This window comes from Verrucomicrobiota bacterium, from assembly GCA_038744685.1.
GTDB lineage: Bacteria > Verrucomicrobiota > Verrucomicrobiia > Opitutales > Puniceicoccaceae > Puniceicoccus.
This window is the reverse complement of sequence record JBCDMB010000013.1, coordinates 72,772-92,394: the sequence shown is the minus strand read 5'-3', so window position 1 is coordinate 92,394 and position 19,623 is coordinate 72,772. Positions and strand designations below refer to the sequence as shown.

Sequence of the window (19,623 nt, the reverse complement as noted above, 5' to 3'; positions counted from 1 at the left end):
GCGTATCGAGATACGACCCAAGGCCTGTAACGCTGCGAACTTCGATCCACGCCGCATCTCTGCGAGACGGGCGCAGGAGCCGATGGAGCAGCGTTGCCCCGCGCGGCACGGGTCTCGACCCGCCTCCGCGCAGGCCGCCTTGCTCCATCGACTCCTGCATTCCGCCAAAACGCCAGAATTTTTTCGAAGTGGTATTAAACCGCTACTTGGCTTCTTCATTATCTCTGCACTAAGAATGCTGATCCAATCCGCAGACTCGGTACTAGCGGGAGGCCACGTATTCTCCGGGCGTTTGTCCTGTGTGCTTTTTGAAAACACGGTAGAAGTATGCGGCGTCGTTGAAACCGGATTCATGGCAGGCGTAAAGGATGTGGCCCGTCTCATCTAAACGTCTGCAGGCATACGCTATCCTTTTCTCGTTCAGGTATTGGCTAAAAGTCTTGCCCGTCACTTCCTTAAACAGATCCGTAAAGCGGCGAGGGGAGAGTCCGCAACGCTCAGCTACGTCACTCACTTGAAGAGACTCATAGAGGTGGCTGTCGATAAACTCAACGGCACCTTGCACGCTCTTCGTGCTTGAGGTTTCATAGGACTCACGGACTTCACAATGGCCGCGGCTGAGGTTCAACAGAAGTCGGTTTGCAACAGTTTTTAGAGCGGTTTCCCAACCAAAGCTACGATTCTGTTCCTCTTGTAGCGCTAAACGAAAGTTTTCCACAAGAGCACTCAAGTGAAATGCGGTCCGTGCGCAACGGGGTTGGCCCCATGATTCGTCGCCAAGACTCTTGCGCCAAAGGAGGGAAAGCTGAGACTTCAAACTAGTCTCAAGGTAATCCACAGAGATACAAAGAATGACTAGAGTCAGGGGTGCCTTCGATAAGTCGACGAAACGGTGTCTCCATTTCGCAGGAAGGATCAGAAAGTCACTCGCTCCAATCGAGAAAGTCTTCTGTTCGGACTCGAGAGAACCTTTTCCAACAGCGACCCAACAGATCTTGTGAAACGGCCATTCCCCCATCGGCATTTGAAAGCCCTCTGCGTGATGGCTTTCAACTACTCTTACCCCACCACCGGGGACTTCAACAGTTGCTGGTTCATATCGCAGTAAGTTAGGTTTTTGCTTGCGCACGCAGGAAGACTACTGCGAATTGCCGGAAAATACAACCAAGCAGGAGTTTACCATCCCCCGGCAATACCTGCTAAACAGAAGTGGTTTAGGCTTTCGGACAGTATTTCAAGTCGGGGAAACTGACGATCCGAGTTTTAAGTCAGGTGACTGAAACGATTGTATTTTCAGCCAGCCACTCGGCGCATTTTTCGAGACCACCAAAAGGGTAGAGGTGGAAAAGGTCTGAGTTTTCTATTTTGGAGACGAACCGGGTTGGCTTATTCGAGACCAGGAGACGCCCCATGCTGAGTCCCTGCTTCTTGATCACAGTCGCAGTCGCGCTCACTCCACAGACTTCCGCGTATTTGATTAGTGTCTTGAGAGAAGCGGGTCCAGGGACACCGACTCGGACAGGAGCGTCGATTCCCCGTTCCCTTACTTCAGAAAGGTAGGCGTCGACCTTACCGGGTGAAAAGCTCCATTGGGTAACGATTTCCATGTGAATCCCTTCTTCTTTAAAAAAGCTCCACTTTTTCTCGAGGCTTTCCCAAGTCTTTGGGTCCTCGGGGTTCCCCTCGGGATGACCGGCGATGGCTACCGTTTTTAGTGGGTATTTTTGAAACGCGTCGCTAGTCAGCAGATCCATTGTATCCTCGAATGGTCCGGCAGCCTTACCATTTCCACCGGCGATCAAAAGGGCTTTCGAGACCCCCAGGTTGGTCATTGACGAAAAGTAGCGTTCCAGAGCTGACTTGGATTCAAAGTTCCTCGCAGTGATGTGGGGAACTGGTTGGAAGCCACTGTTGAGAACTTTTTCGAGTGCTTTGCAACTAGCCGAAACGTCAGTGCCTGGAATCATTGTGACGAAAATCTCATCGACTAAGCCAGAAAAAACCGAAACCCGGTCAGCGTGGATAGGCACAATTTCGAGGCTCCATTCGGATGGGTAGTTTACGGCAGTGGTCATGGCTAGGTTGGATTGGATGCGTAGGAAGTTACACCCAACAGACTACTGAGTTTTCTGGGTAATTCTTGGACAATCGGGCGAGCCGTCCTTTGACTATTCGGACACGGCTTCGATTGCGGTTGCTGAATAGTCTAATAGCTGAGAGCCACTTAGTCCAAGAATCGTCTAAAATCTGTGCTACGCTTCTGACCGGTTTTCACCCCAGTTAACGAGACTCATGTTAAGAAAAAGAAAATTCTAGAATCACCAATCCTTGAAAAACGCCCTATGACTACGAAGAACTTAGAAGAAAAGCTGCAGGAACATTCAAGCCCGGTGGACATGCTTCGCCATGCTCAGGTGGGAGGCTATGACTTTCCTTTTCCTGCCCAATACACGAACTGGAGAGATGAGCAGAGGGCTTGGCAGGAAAGTGTGGTGCTCTTTGATCAATCGTTCCACATGACCGATGTCTATTTCGAAGGCCCGGACGTCAAACGACTTCTGTCGGATGTGATGGTGAACACCTTGAAGAACTTCGGTAAAGACAAAGCCAAGCAAATCGTGGCCTGTAACTACGATGGCTACGTAATCGGCGATGCGATTCTCTTTGGCCACACAGACTCGAAGGTCAGTGTAGTCGGGAGACCTTCGGTTCCGAATTGGGTTCATTTTCATGCAGAAACGGGTGATTACGATGTCGAGGTCACTCGGGACGAGCGAACGGTTAGCAACGACGGCTCGCGGTTGATCTACCGCTACCAAATCCAAGGGCCGAACGCCCTCGATTTGATTAAGAGCGTCCATGAGGGAGAGTTTCCGGAGATCAAGTTCTTCAATCTTGGGGACTTGAAGATCGCCGGGAAGAAGGTTCGTGCCCTCAACCACAACATGTCGCGGATGGGTGGTCTTGAGCTTCACGGTCCCGTCGAAGATCGGGATGTCATTCTGGAGGTGCTCCAGAAGGCTGGGCCCGAGTTCGGTCTCGTCATGGGCGGGAGTCGAGCTTACTCGACCGTATCGCCCGAGAGCGGCTGGATTCCTTCTCCGATGCCGGCAATCTACTCCGGCGATCAGATGAAACCTTACCGCGAATGGTTGAGCGCAGATGGCTTCGAAGCAAATGCGTCGCTCGGAGGTAGTTTTTACTCGGATAAGATTGAAGACTACTATCAAACTCCATGGGACCTAGGATACGGCCGCCATGTGAAGTTTGACCATGAGTTCGTTGGTCGCGGTGCTTTGGAGAAAATGGTCGACCGCCCTCACAAGCGAAAAGTGTGGCTCAAGTGGGATAACGAGGACGTTCTCAAGGTATTCGCGAGCCAACTTGGGGGAGGAGAGCCGTTTAAGTATATGGAGGTGCCGAACGCTTACTACTCTACACTACCATTCGATAAGGTCTTATTGGAGGACGAGTTCGTTGGATTGTCTACCTACACCGTCTACACGACAAATGTGGGGAGTTGGTTTTCGCTTGCCATGATTGACGAAGACATTGCCGATGGGTCTGAAGTCAATGTCATTTGGGGCGAAGAGGACGGGGGTTCCCGCAAGCCAATCGTCGAAAGGCACAAGCAGACCAGTATCCGTGCGACGTTGTCGTATCATCGTCTGAATGATGAGTGATTCCGTTGATCTCCGGCTCGTTGCGAGATGCCCGGATCAAATCGGAATCATAGCGGAAGTTGCTCGCTCGATCTCGTCCAGGGGAGGGAATATTGTTGAAGCCAATCAATATGAGGACCCGGCGACGAGGACGTTCTTTATGCGATACGACTTTCAGGTGGACTCTGATGGCTCCGATGCACTGAACAGATTCGAAGAAAACTTTCGTCCGGTCGGTGAGAGATTGCAGATGGAATGGCGGATTACGAATGTCAACCGGCGAGAGCGGGTGGTCTTCCTCGTCAGCAAGTTCGATCACTGTTTAGCCTATCTTCTTCATCGGTGGAAAGTCGGCGATCTGAGAATTGATATCCCCTGTGTCATTTCAAACCACGAGTCTCTTCGAGACTTGGTGACTTGGTATGACATCCCCTATCACTACATTCCAGTACCTAAGGAGCCGAACGCGAAGGCTGTAGCGTTTCAGCAAACTGCGAGCACAATCGAAGAGGCGGCACCCGGAACAATCGTTCTTGCCCGCTACATGCAGATCTTCCCTTCATGGCTCTGCAAAAAGTATCGCCACAGGGTGATCAACATTCATCACAGTTTCCTTCCTTCTTTCATTGGTGCGAAGCCCTACCATCAGGCTGCGGCGAGGGGCGTCAAACTAATCGGGGCGACCTGTCATTATGTTACCGAAGATTTGGACGAAGGGCCGATCATCGAGCAGGATGTAGTTCGCGTTCGGCACAGTGATACGATCCAGGATATGGTGCGTCTCGGCAAAGACGTTGAGAATACAGTCTTGTCGCGCGGTCTTCGCTACCACCTCGAAGACCGGGTCTTGGTTCATGGTAATAAGACCATTCTTTTCAACTGATTACACACTTCGGAGGAAACGTGAAGATTATTGACGGTAATGAAATCGCGAGCGAGATCATTGAAGAACTCCGCAAGGAAGTCAGTGAAATCAAAGGCCCAAAGCCGTGTATCTCTCTCATCCGAGTCGGTAATGATCCAGCATCGATTTCCTATGTGACCAAGAAGCAGCGCGTAGCTGCAAAGATCGGGATTGAAAGCAGGCTCATCTTGTTTGAGGAGAACGTCGCGAAAGAAAACCTCTTCGAGAAAATCGATACTCTCAACGCAGACCCTTCGGTGAATGGGATACTGATACAGGCTCCGCTTCCCGAGCACATCGAGGAGATTGAAACATTTAATAGGGTGCTTCCGGAGAAAGATGTGGATGGTTTTAGCACGTTCAACATTGGCAAACTTTGCCAGGAAGATCCAACTGGCTTTGTTTCGTGCACACCGGCTGGAATCATGGAGCTGATTAAGAGAAGCGGCATGGAAACAGAAGGTAAACATGTCGTGGTCCTTGGGCGTAGTTTGATTGTCGGTAAACCATCCGCTTTGCTGATGGTCCGAAAAGGCGTGCCGGGAAATTCCACAATCACCATTTGTCATTCTCGCACAGCGAATTTGGCGGAAACAACGCGACAGGCTGATATTCTAATCGCCGCTATGGGTCGTCCAAATTTTGTAGATGCTGAGATGGTGAAAGAAGGGGTTGGAGTGATCGACGTGGGGATCAACCGGATCCCGGACCAATCCAAGAAGAGTGGGTATCGATTGGTGGGTGACGTGGATTATGAGAGTGTCTCCGCAAAAGCCTCCTGGATGACGCCCGTGCCCGGAGGCGTGGGTCCGATGACAGTCGCCATGCTAATGAAGAACACCTTCCGGGCATTTCAGCTCCAAGCGGTTCGCCTTTGATCAGAAGGCATGCGCGTTTTCGCAGCGATTTGCGTGATTACATACTAGTCTGATCCAGTTGGATCAATTTTGCTCTTGTTGGTTCTGCAAGTGTTCTCCCCCCATCTTGTGCAATTGAGTTAGGATAACCCTTCTTTTGTTCAGAAACCTCACTCGAACTATGACTGCACTCTCAAGACTAGTCTTTACCTCATTTTTCGTCCAAAGCCTACCGATGGTCTTGGGTGGAGCGGTTACGGATCTCCATCCTCTCGATCCCGATTCGCCAGCTTTCGATTTGCTTTATTCCGATGTACAAGTCGGGAACCCAACCGCAACCGGGACAGGATTCAAGGAGGGTTACGAGACCCTGAACGCGGCTTACGCTTATTTACACCCGCAGAGTCCGCATCAGTACGACCCTGATTACCTGGCCCGGCTTCGGGCATTGTTGGATGCCCGTATGTCTCGGTGGCAGCAGAATGAGGGGATCGATATTACGAGCAGTTTCGGAACGGCTTATGCCTACCTGTTGATGAAGTATCATCGGCCCGACGACATTAGCGACAAGATCGAAGAATGGGACGATAGTGTGGAAAAGATGGGCAAAGAAATTCTAAAAAACACTTTGCTCTACGAGGATCACATCCTCGCAAACGGATGGCTCAACGGGGATATTCGCCTTGCTCTGGGCCTCTACACCGGTGGTGCTGCCATTGATAATGTGGAGTATCAAGAGAAGGCGAGCGAGGCGATTGACATGGTCCTTAGTCAGGCGGTTGTGGGTGATGGCGCTTCCCATTACGTTGGATTCAACACCGAAGTGGCGACCTACCGCGACACGACCATCAACTCCTTCTTGTGGTGGTGGACGTTGACTGGATCACCCAAAGCGAAAGCAGCTCTCGATAAGACAATCCCCTACGTTCCTCTCTCTGTCGAGCCTTCCGGATTTCAGGAGCAGTCCACCGGGATCCCATACAAGCATAGTTACAACGGTATTCGAGGAAGAGGGGCTGCGCTGGCAACCGCTTACCTTTACGGCGATCGGTACAATTACTTTTTCGGCTCCCAAAAAGAAAACTCCTACAATCCTGAATACTCCCTGCTTTACGCGATTCACTACCGAGAAGGCCTCGAACCTCAGACACCTCCGTCTAACTTCATGCTCTATGATCGAGCGATTATGGGTCCTCGTGGTCGCTGGGAGGATTGGGCGGTAGTCGCGAACGGGCGAGACCCGCAAACGCCTGAGCCGGACCATCCCGATCAGGGGTATGACGGTCGGATGGGAGGGAAGAACACCTTTGTCGGTGCCTTAGCCGTGGGCTCCTGGGAAAACAATACCTCGTTGAAAGCGGCCCTCGATGGCGTTTGTCCCGAGTTTAAAAATCGCCCTGGAACGACAGATGATTGGGCACGAGGGGCGAACACTTACCGGTTTTTGTCCCAGGATGAAGAGACCTCGACCATAACCCGAAAAACCTTTGGCTCCCTTGCTACCCGTTATCGCCTGTCTACACGGCGCTCGGCCGGTGCGACAGAGGATTGGGGGAAGGGAACAGATTGGCTTGGGGAGCAAGTTTGGCTTCTGACCGGGGATCGCCTTGTCGGTTTGGTCCAGATCTACAACGAAACGGCAGCTACCGTTTTCGGTCTCAATACGCGAATTTCATTGGTCGGCGGACGCTATCCGATCCTCGGGCGTTTCTATGAACTGGATGAGCTGTCTCCGAACGAATTCAGGTTTGGAGAGCTTCAGCTTCGTATCCCGGAAGAAAATTTTGGCGGTGGGTATTCTCAGGAACGGTTCAGCGTAAACAACCATCCGAGCGACGACCGGGCGGTCATGTTGAGGCTCCACGCCGTCGAAGATGAAAGGGACGATTCGGCTATCGAATATCGAGCCGGGACGCGTCGCTATGCCGTGATCGAGTGTATTCAGGAAGACCGGTCCTTTTCCGAAAAAGCTGAGAATTTGCTCCCCAATGACGAGAAGTTTGCCGTCCTTGAGGTCACCGAGGAGGACCGAAAGTTTCGTTTGGTTCAAAACCTGACAGACGAGACTCTGAAATACAGTGGAGAGATGGATTCAGGACCCGGCACCTCGGTCAGTTTACACAAGAGCTGGTCAGCCGATGTGCGCGTTGCTGACTTCCAACCTCCCATCTCGCTGAATATGGAGATTCCTCCTTATGAACATGCAGTGGTCGTCGTCAGTTCGGAGGAGAAGCATCACGACGCGAAGACTCAATTTTACGAGGATATTTTTACCGAAGGATGAAGGCCAAACCTAAGGTGTATGAACACTCAAATCCCTTCGATTTTGGGCAAATTCTCCAAAACGATCCGACAACCGGCTTGCTCACCGTATATTGAACAACTGAGCGCAAATTACCTTAGGTCGGCATCCTACGCTCCAACTCCTCCCCGCACTGCAAGATGAAGGATCCTTTTTTCAACAACGGCAAGAGGATCACCAAGCACCCATGAGTTTGAATTTGTGCAATGGGCTTGGAGTCCTTCTTTTTGTTGCTGCAAACTCGACGTGTTTTTCCTCGAGGGTCCTTGATTTTCCGAGACTAAATCCGGACTCGCCAATCTTTTCTCAGCTCTACTCGGATGTCCAAGTCGGAAACGATTCGGCAACAGGTACCGGTTTCAACGAAGGCTTTGAATGCATCAATGCGGCCTACGCCTACCTCCACCCTCAGAGCCCACACCAGAACAATCCGGCTTATCTGGCGCGTCTCCTTGTATTATTGGAGGCTCGGATCTCCAGATGGGAAAATGGTCAGGACCTGAGGGATATTTCGGGTACCTTTGGGACGAGCTACGCCTACATGCTGCTCAAGCATCATAGTCCCGAAGACATCACGAGTCAGCAGCAGGCTGAGTGGGATCGAGGTATCGACAAGATGTGTGCGGAGATCCTCGAGGATTCACTTCTTTTCGACGATCACATCCTTGCATCGCTATGGCTCAATGGAGAGATTCGGCTGGCTCTTGGCGTTTACTGTGGTGGCGTGGCCCTCGGAAACGTTGACTATCAAACGAAAGCGCAGGAGGCGATTGATCTGGTCATGAGTCAAGCAGTCGTTGGCGATGGGGCTTCCCACTACGTCGGTTTCAACAATGAAGTGGCGACTTACCGGGATACCACGATCAATTCGTTCGTCTGGTGGTGGACTTTGACCGGTTCTCCTGAAATCAAAGCAGCCCTCAACAAAACCATACCTTATGTGCCTATGTCCGTCGAGCCCTCCGGTTTTCAGGAGCAATCGACCGGGATTCCTTACAAGCACCAGTATAACGGGCTACGTGGCCTGAGAGCTTCATTAATGACTGCCTACCTCTATGGGGACAGGTACAATTATTACTTCGGTTCTGACGTCGAGAATCGCTACAGTGCCGAATACTCGATTCTCGACGCGGTTTATTATCAGCCGGGTCTGAGCCCTCAGACGCCGCCGAGTGATTTCATTGTCTACGATCGCGCGATCATGGGACCCCGTGGACGTTGGGATGACTGGGCTTTTGTCGCCAACGGGCGTAACCCTCAGACACCCGAGCCTGACCATCTGAACGAGGGCTACGAAGGAACCATGATCGGGAAGAACACCTTTGTTGGTGCGCTGGCTCTGGGCGCATGGGATAACAACACGTCGCTCAAGGCAGCCCTCGACAGCGTCTGCGTCGAATTCAAGAACAAAGCGGGTCAGGCGATTGACTTGGCCCGCAGCTTTGGCGATGGAGGGATTTATCGTTTTCTCGCACAGGATGAGCAAACCGAAACAGTTACCCGAAATACGTTTGGAACGCTTTCTACTGTCTATCGTTTGTCGGATCGTGTTTCCGCACCCGCCAGTCCGACCTGGGGAAGCGGTACGGACTGGATAGGTAAACAACTCTGGCTACTCACTGAGGATCGTTTGGTCGGACTGGTGCAGATTGAAAACGAGGTTGAGGATACGGTTTACGGACTGAATGCCCGCTTTGTCCTGGTTGGCGGTCGAATCAACATTCTTGGTCAATATCACGAACTGGTCGAAGTGGTGCCGGATGAAGTGTATGACTACGGAGAGCTCAGCCTACGGATTCACAACGAGAATTTTGGTGGCGGGACATCCACCACGTATCAGGGAATCACGAATCGGAACGAATTGAATGCAGACGACCGGACTGCAGTCCTTCGGCTCCACGATGCCCAAGATACCCAAAACGACACTCAGATTTCGTATCCAGCTGGCACGAGGCGTTACGCCCTGGTGGAGTGTATCCGTAGCGGAAACTCCTTTGCCTCAAAAGTGGAGAACCTGTTGCCGAACGACCCAAACTTTGCGGTGATCGAGGTGACAGAACTCAGCCGGAAGTTTCGTCTAATCCAGAACCTGACTGCGGGGCCACTCGTTTACACGGGAGATATAGAGTCCGAAGGGAGCACGACCGCGACGCTTCATCGCAGTTGGTCAGAAACGGTCGACCTCCTTCTAACAAATGGGGCAGGGCAGACCACCTTGCCCATGAACTTGCAAGTTCCAGCCTATGGGCATGCAGTGGTCGTCGTAAGCTCGGAATCGCGTGATCATGACGGCAACACGCTCTTCTACGAGGATCTTTTCACCGAGGGAGATACGATTCTTGCGTTTGATCAAACTTTGGAAACTCAGGAGGACACCCAACTCGCGATCCTTTTGGATGGGTTTACAGGTCAGGAAACGCCTACTTTTGCGCTCACTTCGTTTCCGGCGAATGGGACACTCGCAGGCGTTCCTCCCGTTTTGGCTTACCGATCAAATGTCGGCTTTACTGGGACAGATTCCTTTACGTTTTCAGTTACCAACAGCGAGGGCATAAACGATGAAGGTACGGTCATGATCGAGGTGGAAGAGAAGAATGAGAAGAGTGCCTGGTATCCGTCTGGAAGTGATATTGATCGAACCTTTTCGAACATGGATCAGACGGGGTTTACCCTGGTCTTTCACGACGAGTCGGACGATCGCGGCGATGTTGCCGCTGTGACGGATTTTGATACCCCGATTACCTTGGATTACTTCGACAACAAGACCCTCACCTTTTCGTTTTCCATTAAAGACATCACAACAACGGTCGGGGCCGCGAATCTTCTGCGCGTTGGATTTCGAAACAATGATTCGGGCAGTACTTTTGACGCGACGATCCACTTCATTTTCGGCTACGGCGCGCCGGGGGACCGCCGCGATGTCCGCTTTGCTGGAAAGTCGAACACCTCTCACTTTTTCACCGGGGGACCGACCCAAGACATGAGATCGATACCGGAGGCGAATCCTCTCTTCACGGGAAATTCGAGCGAGATCACGCTGAGCCTCACCTACCTTTCCAGCAATGGCGACGGCACCCACGATTACGAAGCAAGGATCGAATGGGACGGCGGTAGCCATACCAGCACAACCATCACGCGCAACACGGATACCTGGGACAGTGCTTACATCCAGGCCAACAACCCTCTCTTTCAAGTAGCAGGCGATGGCTTTACGATTTCGGATACCGAGATCTTCGTGGAAGCCCCTTCCTTTTTCGAACTCGCCTACGATCACTGGCTTGAGTCTTACGGGATTTCCTCGTCGAGCGAAGGTTCAAACTTTGACCAAGATGAGGCGAGTGATTTGACGGAGTTTCTTCTCGGTGGAAATCCGGTGAATCCCTACCATTCTGCCTACGGTCCGCTTTCTATTTCTTCTAGCGGAAGTATCGTGACCGTATCTTTTCCACAGCGGAGGTTCTCCTCCGAGCTGGGTTTTGACTACCTTCTGAAATCTTCGACGGACCTCGTTACCTGGGAGACGGTCCTGACGGTTCCGGCGACCGCACCTCTTACAGACGGATTCGAGCTCTCGTCGGTTTTGATACCCCTTTCCACAAATCAGAAGGAGTTCTTCCGGTTGGAAGTCGATTTCTCCGACTAGTTTTCTGCCGCACACCTGAACTTTCCTCCTAAAGAAAAGAAGATGAAGTTAACCTTTGCCACAAATCGCTATCCCAAACGAACTGGTCAAGTGAGTCTCTTTAGATCGCACTTGAATGCTTCGCTCTTTTTCTCTGCCTTTTTGCTTCTCAGCTCAACGTCACAGGCAGCGGTAACGGACTTTCCTGTTCTCAATCCTGATCACCCGACCTTCGGGCTGCTTTATAGTAATGTGAACATTGGGAACACGACGATTCCTAGTAGCACCTGGCCTCACGCCAACGAAACGCTCAATGCTGCCTATGCCTATCTCCACCCACAAAGCCCCTACCGCTTCAACACACTCTACCTGGACCGGCTAAAGATTCTTCTCGATGCCCGATTCGATGAGTACCTATCTGGGGACGGCCTTGGCGATATGTCGGGTTGTTTTCAGGCTTCCTACGCTTACATGCTGCTCAAGCATCATAGCCCGTCCGATCTGACGGCAGCGGAAATTTCCAAATGGGAGGAAGCCCTGATTGCGTTCACCGACCATCAGCTTTCTAGCCGCCCTGAGCTCTACGACGACTACATCGTCGCCGATTCCTGGCATAACGGCGATATCCGCATGGCCATGGCCGTTTTTTTCACCGGCGTTGTCACTTCGAATACGCTGTATCAAAACAAGGGGGCCGACGCGATTGATCTCTACCTCACCCAATGCGTGGTTGGCGACGGTGCGATCCACAAGTCAGGCTTTCAGAACGAGAGTGCCAGCTATCGGAATTGGAATATCTACTTCATGCTATGGTGGTGGACGATCACAGGATCCCCGGAGATGAAAGCAGCTCTGGATAAAACGATCCCATGGGTCCCTCTCTCGGTGGAGCCAAGTGGTTTTCCCGAGCAGTCGACCTCCGTCGCGGTGAAGCACATGTATAACGGCGGCCGAGGACAGCAAGCTGCTTTGATTACAGCCTACCTCTACGGGGATCGCTACAACTACTTTTTCGGACAGGACGTTGAAAATGAACTCCACGATGAATGGAGCATCCTCTTTGCTGTCTACTACAATGGAGGGCAAATCGTTCCAGAGACTCCGCCCTCTGAGTTTATCCTTTACGATCGCGCTATTCTAGGTCCGCGAATCCGAACGCCCGAATGGCTGGCCGTAGCCACCTCCCGCAATCCTCAGATCCCAGCACCCGATCACCCGGACAAGGGTTACGAAGGAAAGCAGACCGGAAGAAATACTTTCGTCGGGGCAGCAGCTCTCGGCCCCTGGTCGAACAATACGTCGCTCAAAGCCGCCCTCGACGGCGTGGCCGTTGAATTCAAAAACAAGACGGGCGTTACGACGGATTGGGCCCGCAGTAATCGCGATGGGGGTAAATATCGCTTTCTCGCCCAGGACGAACAGACCTACGCCATCGTTCGCAAGAACTTCGGAACCCTCAGCACCTCCTATCGTATCTCCGAGCGGGTTACCGGTGGATCTACCCCCAGCTGGGGGCCCGGAACCGATTGGTTGGGAGAGCAGCTGTGGCTCTTGACGAAGGAACGCGTCGTCGGGCTGGTCCAGATTCACAACGATGCGGCTGATCAGGTCTACGGACTGGACACCCGTATCGTCCTTGTCGGTGGGAGAAAGCCGATTTTGGGATCTTATCTCGACGTCGTGGAAGTCGCCACGGACGATTTTGAGTTCGGCGAGCTTCAAGTCCGCGTGCCGCAGACGACCTTCACGGGTCCGCGCTCGGTTCAGCGGACGACCGTTTACGGCTCGAACACAGATGACGACTACACCGCGCTCCTCCGCTTGCACGATGCAGCGGATCAAAACGATGACACCTTGATTTCCTACCCGGCGGGAACGCGACGCTGGGCCGTCGTCGAGTGCACGCGCAAGGACACGGGCTACGCCGTTTCGGCGATCAACGTTTTGCCGGAGAACAGCAACGTCGCGGTGCTTCAAGTCATCGAGGGGGATCGCCGTTTTCGCCTCGTGCAGAATCTCACCGGCTCGAATCGGTCCTACACGGGAAATTTTTGGGGTGCCGCAGACGGAGACGCGTCCCTCCACAAGAGCTGGACCGAAGTCGTTGAAGACGTCACCCCGGCACCCGGAAGCGCTGTTGCGATGAATGTCCAGCTCCCGGCCTTTGGCCATGCGGTCGTTGTCAGTAGTGACAATCCATTAGATCACTCCAACGAGGTCGATTTCTATGAAGATGTATTCACAGAGGGAAATTCGATTGCCGCACTCGATCAGGAGGTGTCTGTCCCGCAGGAAACGCAGGTGGGGATCCGGCTGGAGTCACTCGGAGGCACTGAAGTGCCCTCCTATGCAATCAAGACTCCTCCTGCGAACGGTACTTTGATCGGCACGCCTCCGATCGTTGCTTACACGCCGGATCTTGGCTTTATCGGAACCGACACGTTTACCTTTGAAGTGACAAACGGGGAAGGAGATGGCGACGAAGGTACCGTGACGCTCCTCGTGAGCGATCAGGATGTGGTCGATGTTTGGTATCCATCCGGCCAGGACGTGGATCGGACGTTTACGAATATGACCGACAAGGGGTTTACCCTTCTTTTTCACGACCAATCCGATAACCGGGGGGATGTCGCCGCGGTGACCGATTTCGAAACACCGATCACGTTGGATGAGTATGGGCAGCGAACTATGTTCCTATCTTTTCGGATCAGCGACATCACGACCTCTGCCGGAAATGAGAATCTTCTGCGAATCGGATTCCGCAACGATGACTCCGGTAAGACCTTCGATGCCACTCTCCACTACGTCTTTGGTTATGGCTCTCCGGGAAATTTTCATGATGTTCGTTTCGCTGGCAACTCCGACACGGCCCACTTTTTCTCTGGCGGGAGCACGCAGGATCAAGGCGATCTCCCTGATGCGAATGCGCTCTTCACTGGAAACTCCAGTGAGATTGAGCTTCAGCTGACTTATCTGAGGAACAACGGAAACGGCACCCACGATTATCGGGCGACGGTTTTCTGGGACGGGCAAAAGCACTCCAGCTCGACCATTACCCGAAACACGGACACCTGGGATAGTGCCTACGTCCAGGCGAATAACCCGATCTTTCAGGTCGCTGGTGATGGATTCACGATTTCGGACACGGTCGTTGGGACGAGAAGTGAGTCGTATTTCGATCTCTCCTACCAATATTGGGCGGAGGAAGAGAATCTTCAGGCGACTGATTTAACAACGGATTTCGACGAGGACAAGGCGTCCGACTTCATGGAATTTGCTCTCGGAGGCGTCCCAACCCTGCCGGGACATCGATCCGTCATTGATTTGTCGGTTGCCGCAAGTAACGGGCAAACAACATTTTCTTTTCCTCGACTCAAATACTACGATGCCCTCCAGACGCACTACGTCGTCAAGACATCCCACGACCTTGTTGATTGGGAAGCTGTATCGGTGGTTCCAACGGTCGAGCCTCTGAATGAAAAGTTCGACCTCGTGACGATCACGCTCCCGATGCTCAACGAGTCCCGAGCCTTCTTCAAACTGGAGATCGTTCCTCCGAACTAGTGGTCCCAAGCGCATCTCCTTCGGCTCTCTCAAAGTTCTGAATCTCGAACCCCAACCCAATTTTCAATGAGCTAAATCATACCATCCAGACACATGGACGGCGAAGCTGTGCTGTCCGTTTTTACGCCATCTCGAGGAACTTTTTAACCCCCATACCCGAATGAAACCTCAAAAAACCCCGATTAAAGCAGTTATGAACAAGGCCCTGAAAATGGTCTGTCTCCTGGCCCTCCTTCAAGGAGCCTACTCCCATGCGGCTGTCACCGATCTGCTGTCGCTCGATTCCAACTACCCGAAGTATGGGGATCTGTACTCGGACGTAAAAGTCGGCGATACGACGATTCCGACTAAATGGAACCTCTCGAATGAAACCATCAGTGCGGTCTACGCCTACCTGCACGAAGATAGCCCGTATCGTTACAACTCTGACTATCTCAACCGACTCAAGCTTTTGCTCGACGCTCGCTTTGATCAATACTCGAGCGGAAGTGGCTTGGGCGACATGTCCGGGAGCTTCCAGGCGTGCTATGCATACATGCTCCTCAAACACCACCGCCCAGGGGATATCACGGCTTCTGAGATCGCTGAATGGGAAGCAGCGATGGTCGCCTTCTCTGACGATCAACTCGCAGACTTACCCCACCTCTACGATGACTACCTCATTTCAAATCAGTGGCTGAACGGAGACATTCGGATGGCGATGGGGGTCTATTTCGCTGGCGTGGCGATTAACAATACGACCTATCAAAACAAAGCGGCTGATGCGATTGACTTGTATTTGACAAAGTGCATCTCCGGTGATGGTGCCGTCCATAAATCCGGTTTTCAGAATGAAGCTCCGGGCTATCGAAACTGGAATGTCAACTGGATGATATGGTGGTGGAAGATCACAGGTTCGCCAGAAGCCAAGGCCTTTCTGGATAAGACCATTCCTTGGGTACCGTTGTCCGTGGAGCCAAGCGGATTCGCGATGCAGACGACAGCCAACGCGGTAAAGCACATGTATAACAAAGGATTTGGGCAGGAGAGCGCCCTCGCTCTCGGTTATATTTACGGAGATGGCTACAACTATTCCATTGGTCAGGTCGCTGAGAATAATTTCAGCTCTGAAATGAGCGTCTTGCTCGCTGCAGTTTATGATAGCTCCGTGTCTGCGCTCACACCGCCTTCCGAATTTATTCTCTATGATCGAGCTGTCATGGGACCACGGATTCGTACCGCTGATTGGGCCTGCATTGGGACGGCTCGGAGTCCGCAAACCTCCGCCCCCGAGCATCCTGATCGGGGATTTGAAGGGCGACAGTGCGGGAAAAATACCTTCGTCGGTGCTGCAGCGTTGGGCACCTGGGCGAATGGCACATCGCTCAAAGCCGCGTTAGATGGTGTCGCGGTAGAGTTCAAGACTAAACCTGGCGTAACAAACGATTGGGCACGCAGCAACTATGACGGAGGAATGTATCGCTTCCTCGCCCAAGACGAAGAAAATGCGACGATCACTCGCGACAACTTTGGTAGTATCAGCACCTCCTACCGGCTGTCGGAGCGGGTCACTGGTGGCTCTACACCAACTTGGGGGGCCGGAACGGATTGGCTCGGCGAGCAGGTCTGGCTTTTGACTAAAGAACGTCTGGTTGGAATCGTGCAGATCCGTAACGAGGTGGCTGATTCGGTGTATGGCCTCGACACTCGTCTTGTGCTGGTAGGCGGCCGGTATCCGGTTTTGGGTGCTTATCATGACCTTGTGGAGGTCGCTCCGGATGAGTTTGAATTCGGCGAGCTCAAGGTGCGGGTGCCGCAGACCAACTTCAACGGCCCGCGTAGTGTTCAGCGCACTACGGTCTACGGTTCAAACACTGCTGACGATTACACGGCAATCTTGCGGCTTCACGATGCAGCCGATCTGAATAATGATGCGCTCATCAATTATCCGGCGGGCACTCGCCGCTGGGCAGTTGTGGAATGTGTTCGCGACGGAAACAGTTTTTCGAATTCATCGATCAATGTTCTACCGGCGAACAACAGTCTACTCGTTTTGCAGGTGAAGGAAAACAACCGTCGCGTGCGCGTGATTCAAAACGTGACAGGCACGACGCGCACCTACACGGGAAACATGAACGGCATCAGTGGCGGCACAGCTACGGTGCACAAGAGCTGGGATGACACGGTTGACGTGATCACCCCTGCACCGGGTTCACCAGTAGCGATGTCGATTGATGTGCCCCCTTATGGTCATGCCACCGTGGTCAGCAGCACGATTACGACCGACCATGACGGGATGACGAGCTACTACGAGGACGTCTTCACCGGTGGTGTGATTCCACAAACCCCCCTTGGAGCAGCGGCCACGAATCTACCGGGTCTTCTTGAGGCAGAGTATTACGATATCGGTGGCGATGGTGTAGCCTATTACGACACGACGGCCGGTAACTCTGGAAACTATGGGAGCGACGATGTGGATATCCAGACGACCTCGGACACGGGCGGTGGCTACAATGTTGGCTGGATCAAGTCCGGTGAATGGCAGGAGCATACGGTGAACTTGCCAGACGGGACCTACGACATCGTCGCTCGAGTTGCCTCTGGGAAAGCAACTGGTGCCTTCAGTCTCAAACTCGGAGACGGCGTTGCGGGGAATAGCCCGACCACGCTCGGTTCATTCAACGTGCCTCACACCGGCGGCTGGCAGACCTGGACGAGCCTTACCCTGAGCAACGTGACCGTGAGCAACGGAGGTTATGGCAAGATCCTGCGCATCGACTACACGGGGAGTGACTTCAATCTGAACTGGATCGAGTTTATCCCCAAATGAGAGAAGGTGGATTTGAGCGCCTTAGGATAGAAGTCTCGCTATCTGGTTCGTGACCAAACGCGATTGACAGAAGAATCAGATCGCGCTGTTGCTCACGGGAATGAATGAGCGTTATCCAACTGTAGCGATCCTCGGTTGCGGAAAGGCAGCCGAGGGCAAGGAGGGCTGGGCTATCGGTCGGGTACACGGTGAAGCCTGGGTGGATCGGTTTCCAGCGGTGAGACTCCATGCTGTCGACATTATCCCTGAGAACCTTGCGGCCTTTGGAGACCGTTTTGGAATTTCCCAAGAGTGCCTGCATGGATCGGAAGATTCCCTTTACGAGTCTGTAACGCCGGACGTGATCAGTATCTGCACCTGGCCGGACCTTCACGCCCCAATGCTTTGCCGCGGTATCGCTGAAGGTGTCCGAGGCGTGGTCTGCGAGAAGCCGATGGGACTTTCGCCCCGAGAGGTCGCAGAAATGATCAAGCGGTCGGAGGAGGCTGGGGTGAAGGTTTCGGTAGCCCACCAGAGGCGGCACAATCCTTTGGTTCAGGAAGTGAAGAGGCTTATTTCCGAGAAGCGGCTGGGAGAGATAGTCACGATCGAATGCCGTGTTTCCGACAATTGGGATATGCTTTCCTGGACATCCTATTGGTTTGATTTGGTAAACTGCTTCTTCGACGGCCCACCGTTGAGTCTTCTGGCCGGAATGGATCATGTCGGCGAGCGACGCTACCGACAAGCCGTCGAGAGTCAGTCGGTTGTCTTCGCCGAGTATCCGGGTGGACACCAAGGCATTTTTATCACGGGCCCAGACAATCCTAGTAGCTGTCCTATATTCGTTCGAGGAGACCGAGGTGTGGCTTTCGTCAGCGAATCGAGTCCGATCCGGATTCTCACGGACGAGGGCTTGGAAGAAATCCCTTTGGACGAGAAGGGATCTGGGGCGGTCGGGCAGTATGGGCAGCTTTTTGCCGAACTGGTTCAGTCTTTAGAAGGCGGTCCGGTTTCCCTCTGCGATGTAAGCAACACGGCGGACGCTACGCTAATGTGCTACGCCGCCCATGAAGCGGCCCGCACGGGCCGGATGGTAACTTGGCCGATTGAATTTGAATATGCACCTCTCGAGGTTCTGCAAAATCCACCGAAATCGCCGTATCGGCACCTCAGGGCATGCCTCTATGCAGATGGCCACGAAAACGAAGGGCGCATCGTCCTCCAGGGAGCCGTCGATGTATTGGCGGATCTTGTCCATCCGGAAGTCAAGGTGATCGACGCAAGATCGAATCCCCTAACCCGATCCGACCTTGAAGATATCGATGTGCTCTGCCTCTTTCATTACGAGAAAGAAGCGGCACCTGAGACACGTGAGGCTCTTAGAGATTGGATCGAAGTAGGAAAGCCTGTGCTCATGCTTCATTCTTCAATCGGGGCCTATCCGGATTGGGATGATTTTCAGCGTTGGTGTGGCTTGGTCTGGGAGTGGGGCGTATCCGACCATCCGTATCAGTCTACGAACCTGCAAATGACCGAGGCTGGCCATGGACTCTTTTCATTCGAGGAGGCTTGGGTCCCAGAGGATGAGATCTATACACGTTTGAAAAAGGTTTCCGATGTTGAGCCTCTGCTGACTTCCCTAGTTGATGGGGAAAGTGTGACCAGATCATGGATCAACAAGGACTTTCCAAACATAGTTGGCTTTGACCCTGGTCACACGGACGCGATTTGGCGCCTGCCTTTGGTTGAGGAATGCTTAGGCGGATTAATCGCATACCTCGACAAGCGTATGTAAGGTAAAGGCCGCCGAGTCCTTTGAGTCAGCACTCTCCCTGAAACACTATGTTTCACGGGTCGTAGTGCCCTTCGGCTTGCTCAAGGCCTTGAGCTTGGCGGAAACTCTCTAGGTTTCTGGGGACGG

The 19,623-nt window shown here is 52.9% G+C and carries 10 protein-coding genes; 8 read left to right on the top strand and 2 right to left on the bottom strand.

The features are described 5' to 3' along the window. Positions 1 to 262: 262 nt before the first annotated feature. Together AAGJ81_09355 and AAGJ81_09350 are read right to left on the bottom strand one after the other, a co-directional pair. Positions 263 to 1,129 carry an AraC family transcriptional regulator gene (locus AAGJ81_09355; GenBank protein MEM0966339.1) on the bottom strand — a complete coding sequence of 289 codons (867 nt, stop codon included), beginning with the start codon at positions 1,127 to 1,129 and terminating at the stop codon, positions 263 to 265. Between the two features lie 139 nt (positions 1,130 to 1,268). Further along, the gene (locus AAGJ81_09350) at positions 1,269 to 2,075 is read right to left on the bottom strand and encodes a methylenetetrahydrofolate reductase (protein MEM0966338.1); all 807 of its coding nucleotides are present in this window, start codon (positions 2,073 to 2,075) and stop codon (positions 1,269 to 1,271) included. Positions 2,076 to 2,342: 267 nt separating this feature from the next. Here AAGJ81_09350 and AAGJ81_09345 point away from each other — a divergent pair, with 267 nt between their 5' ends. The 8 genes from AAGJ81_09345 to AAGJ81_09310 all read left to right on the top strand — a co-directional run bounded on the left by AAGJ81_09345 (position 2,343) and on the right by AAGJ81_09310 (position 19,497). Beyond that, entirely contained in the window at positions 2,343 to 3,683 is a 1,341-nt protein-coding gene (locus AAGJ81_09345; GenBank protein ID MEM0966337.1) for an aminomethyl transferase family protein, read from the top strand. Beyond that, positions 3,676 to 4,545 (top strand): formyltetrahydrofolate deformylase, encoded by an 870-nt coding sequence (gene purU / locus AAGJ81_09340; protein MEM0966336.1) that lies wholly within the window; start codon positions 3,676 to 3,678, stop codon positions 4,543 to 4,545. The genes AAGJ81_09345 and purU overlap by 8 nt, the downstream gene beginning before the upstream one ends. Positions 4,546 to 4,565: 20 nt before the next feature. Then, complete coding sequence (locus AAGJ81_09335) at positions 4,566 to 5,444, top strand: tetrahydrofolate dehydrogenase/cyclohydrolase catalytic domain-containing protein (GenBank protein ID MEM0966335.1); 879 nt, start codon at positions 4,566 to 4,568, stop codon at positions 5,442 to 5,444. Between the two features lie 160 nt (positions 5,445 to 5,604). After that, positions 5,605 to 7,707, top strand: coding sequence for a hypothetical protein (locus AAGJ81_09330; GenBank protein MEM0966334.1), 2,103 nt, complete (start codon positions 5,605 to 5,607; stop codon positions 7,705 to 7,707). Positions 7,708 to 7,912: 205 nt separating this feature from the next. Next, the gene (locus AAGJ81_09325) at positions 7,913 to 11,368 is read left to right on the top strand and encodes an Ig-like domain-containing protein (protein MEM0966333.1); all 3,456 of its coding nucleotides are present in this window, start codon (positions 7,913 to 7,915) and stop codon (positions 11,366 to 11,368) included. Between the two features lie 90 nt (positions 11,369 to 11,458). Further along, positions 11,459 to 14,911, top strand: coding sequence for an Ig-like domain-containing protein (locus AAGJ81_09320; GenBank protein ID MEM0966332.1), 3,453 nt, complete (start codon positions 11,459 to 11,461; stop codon positions 14,909 to 14,911). A 193-nt stretch (positions 14,912 to 15,104) separates the two neighbouring features. After that, positions 15,105 to 17,720 (top strand): carbohydrate-binding protein, encoded by a 2,616-nt coding sequence (locus tag AAGJ81_09315; protein MEM0966331.1) that lies wholly within the window; start codon positions 15,105 to 15,107, stop codon positions 17,718 to 17,720. A 100-nt stretch (positions 17,721 to 17,820) separates the two neighbouring features. After that, positions 17,821 to 19,497, top strand: coding sequence for a Gfo/Idh/MocA family oxidoreductase (locus tag AAGJ81_09310; protein ID MEM0966330.1), 1,677 nt, complete (start codon positions 17,821 to 17,823; stop codon positions 19,495 to 19,497). The last annotated feature ends 126 nt before the right edge of the window (positions 19,498 to 19,623 follow it).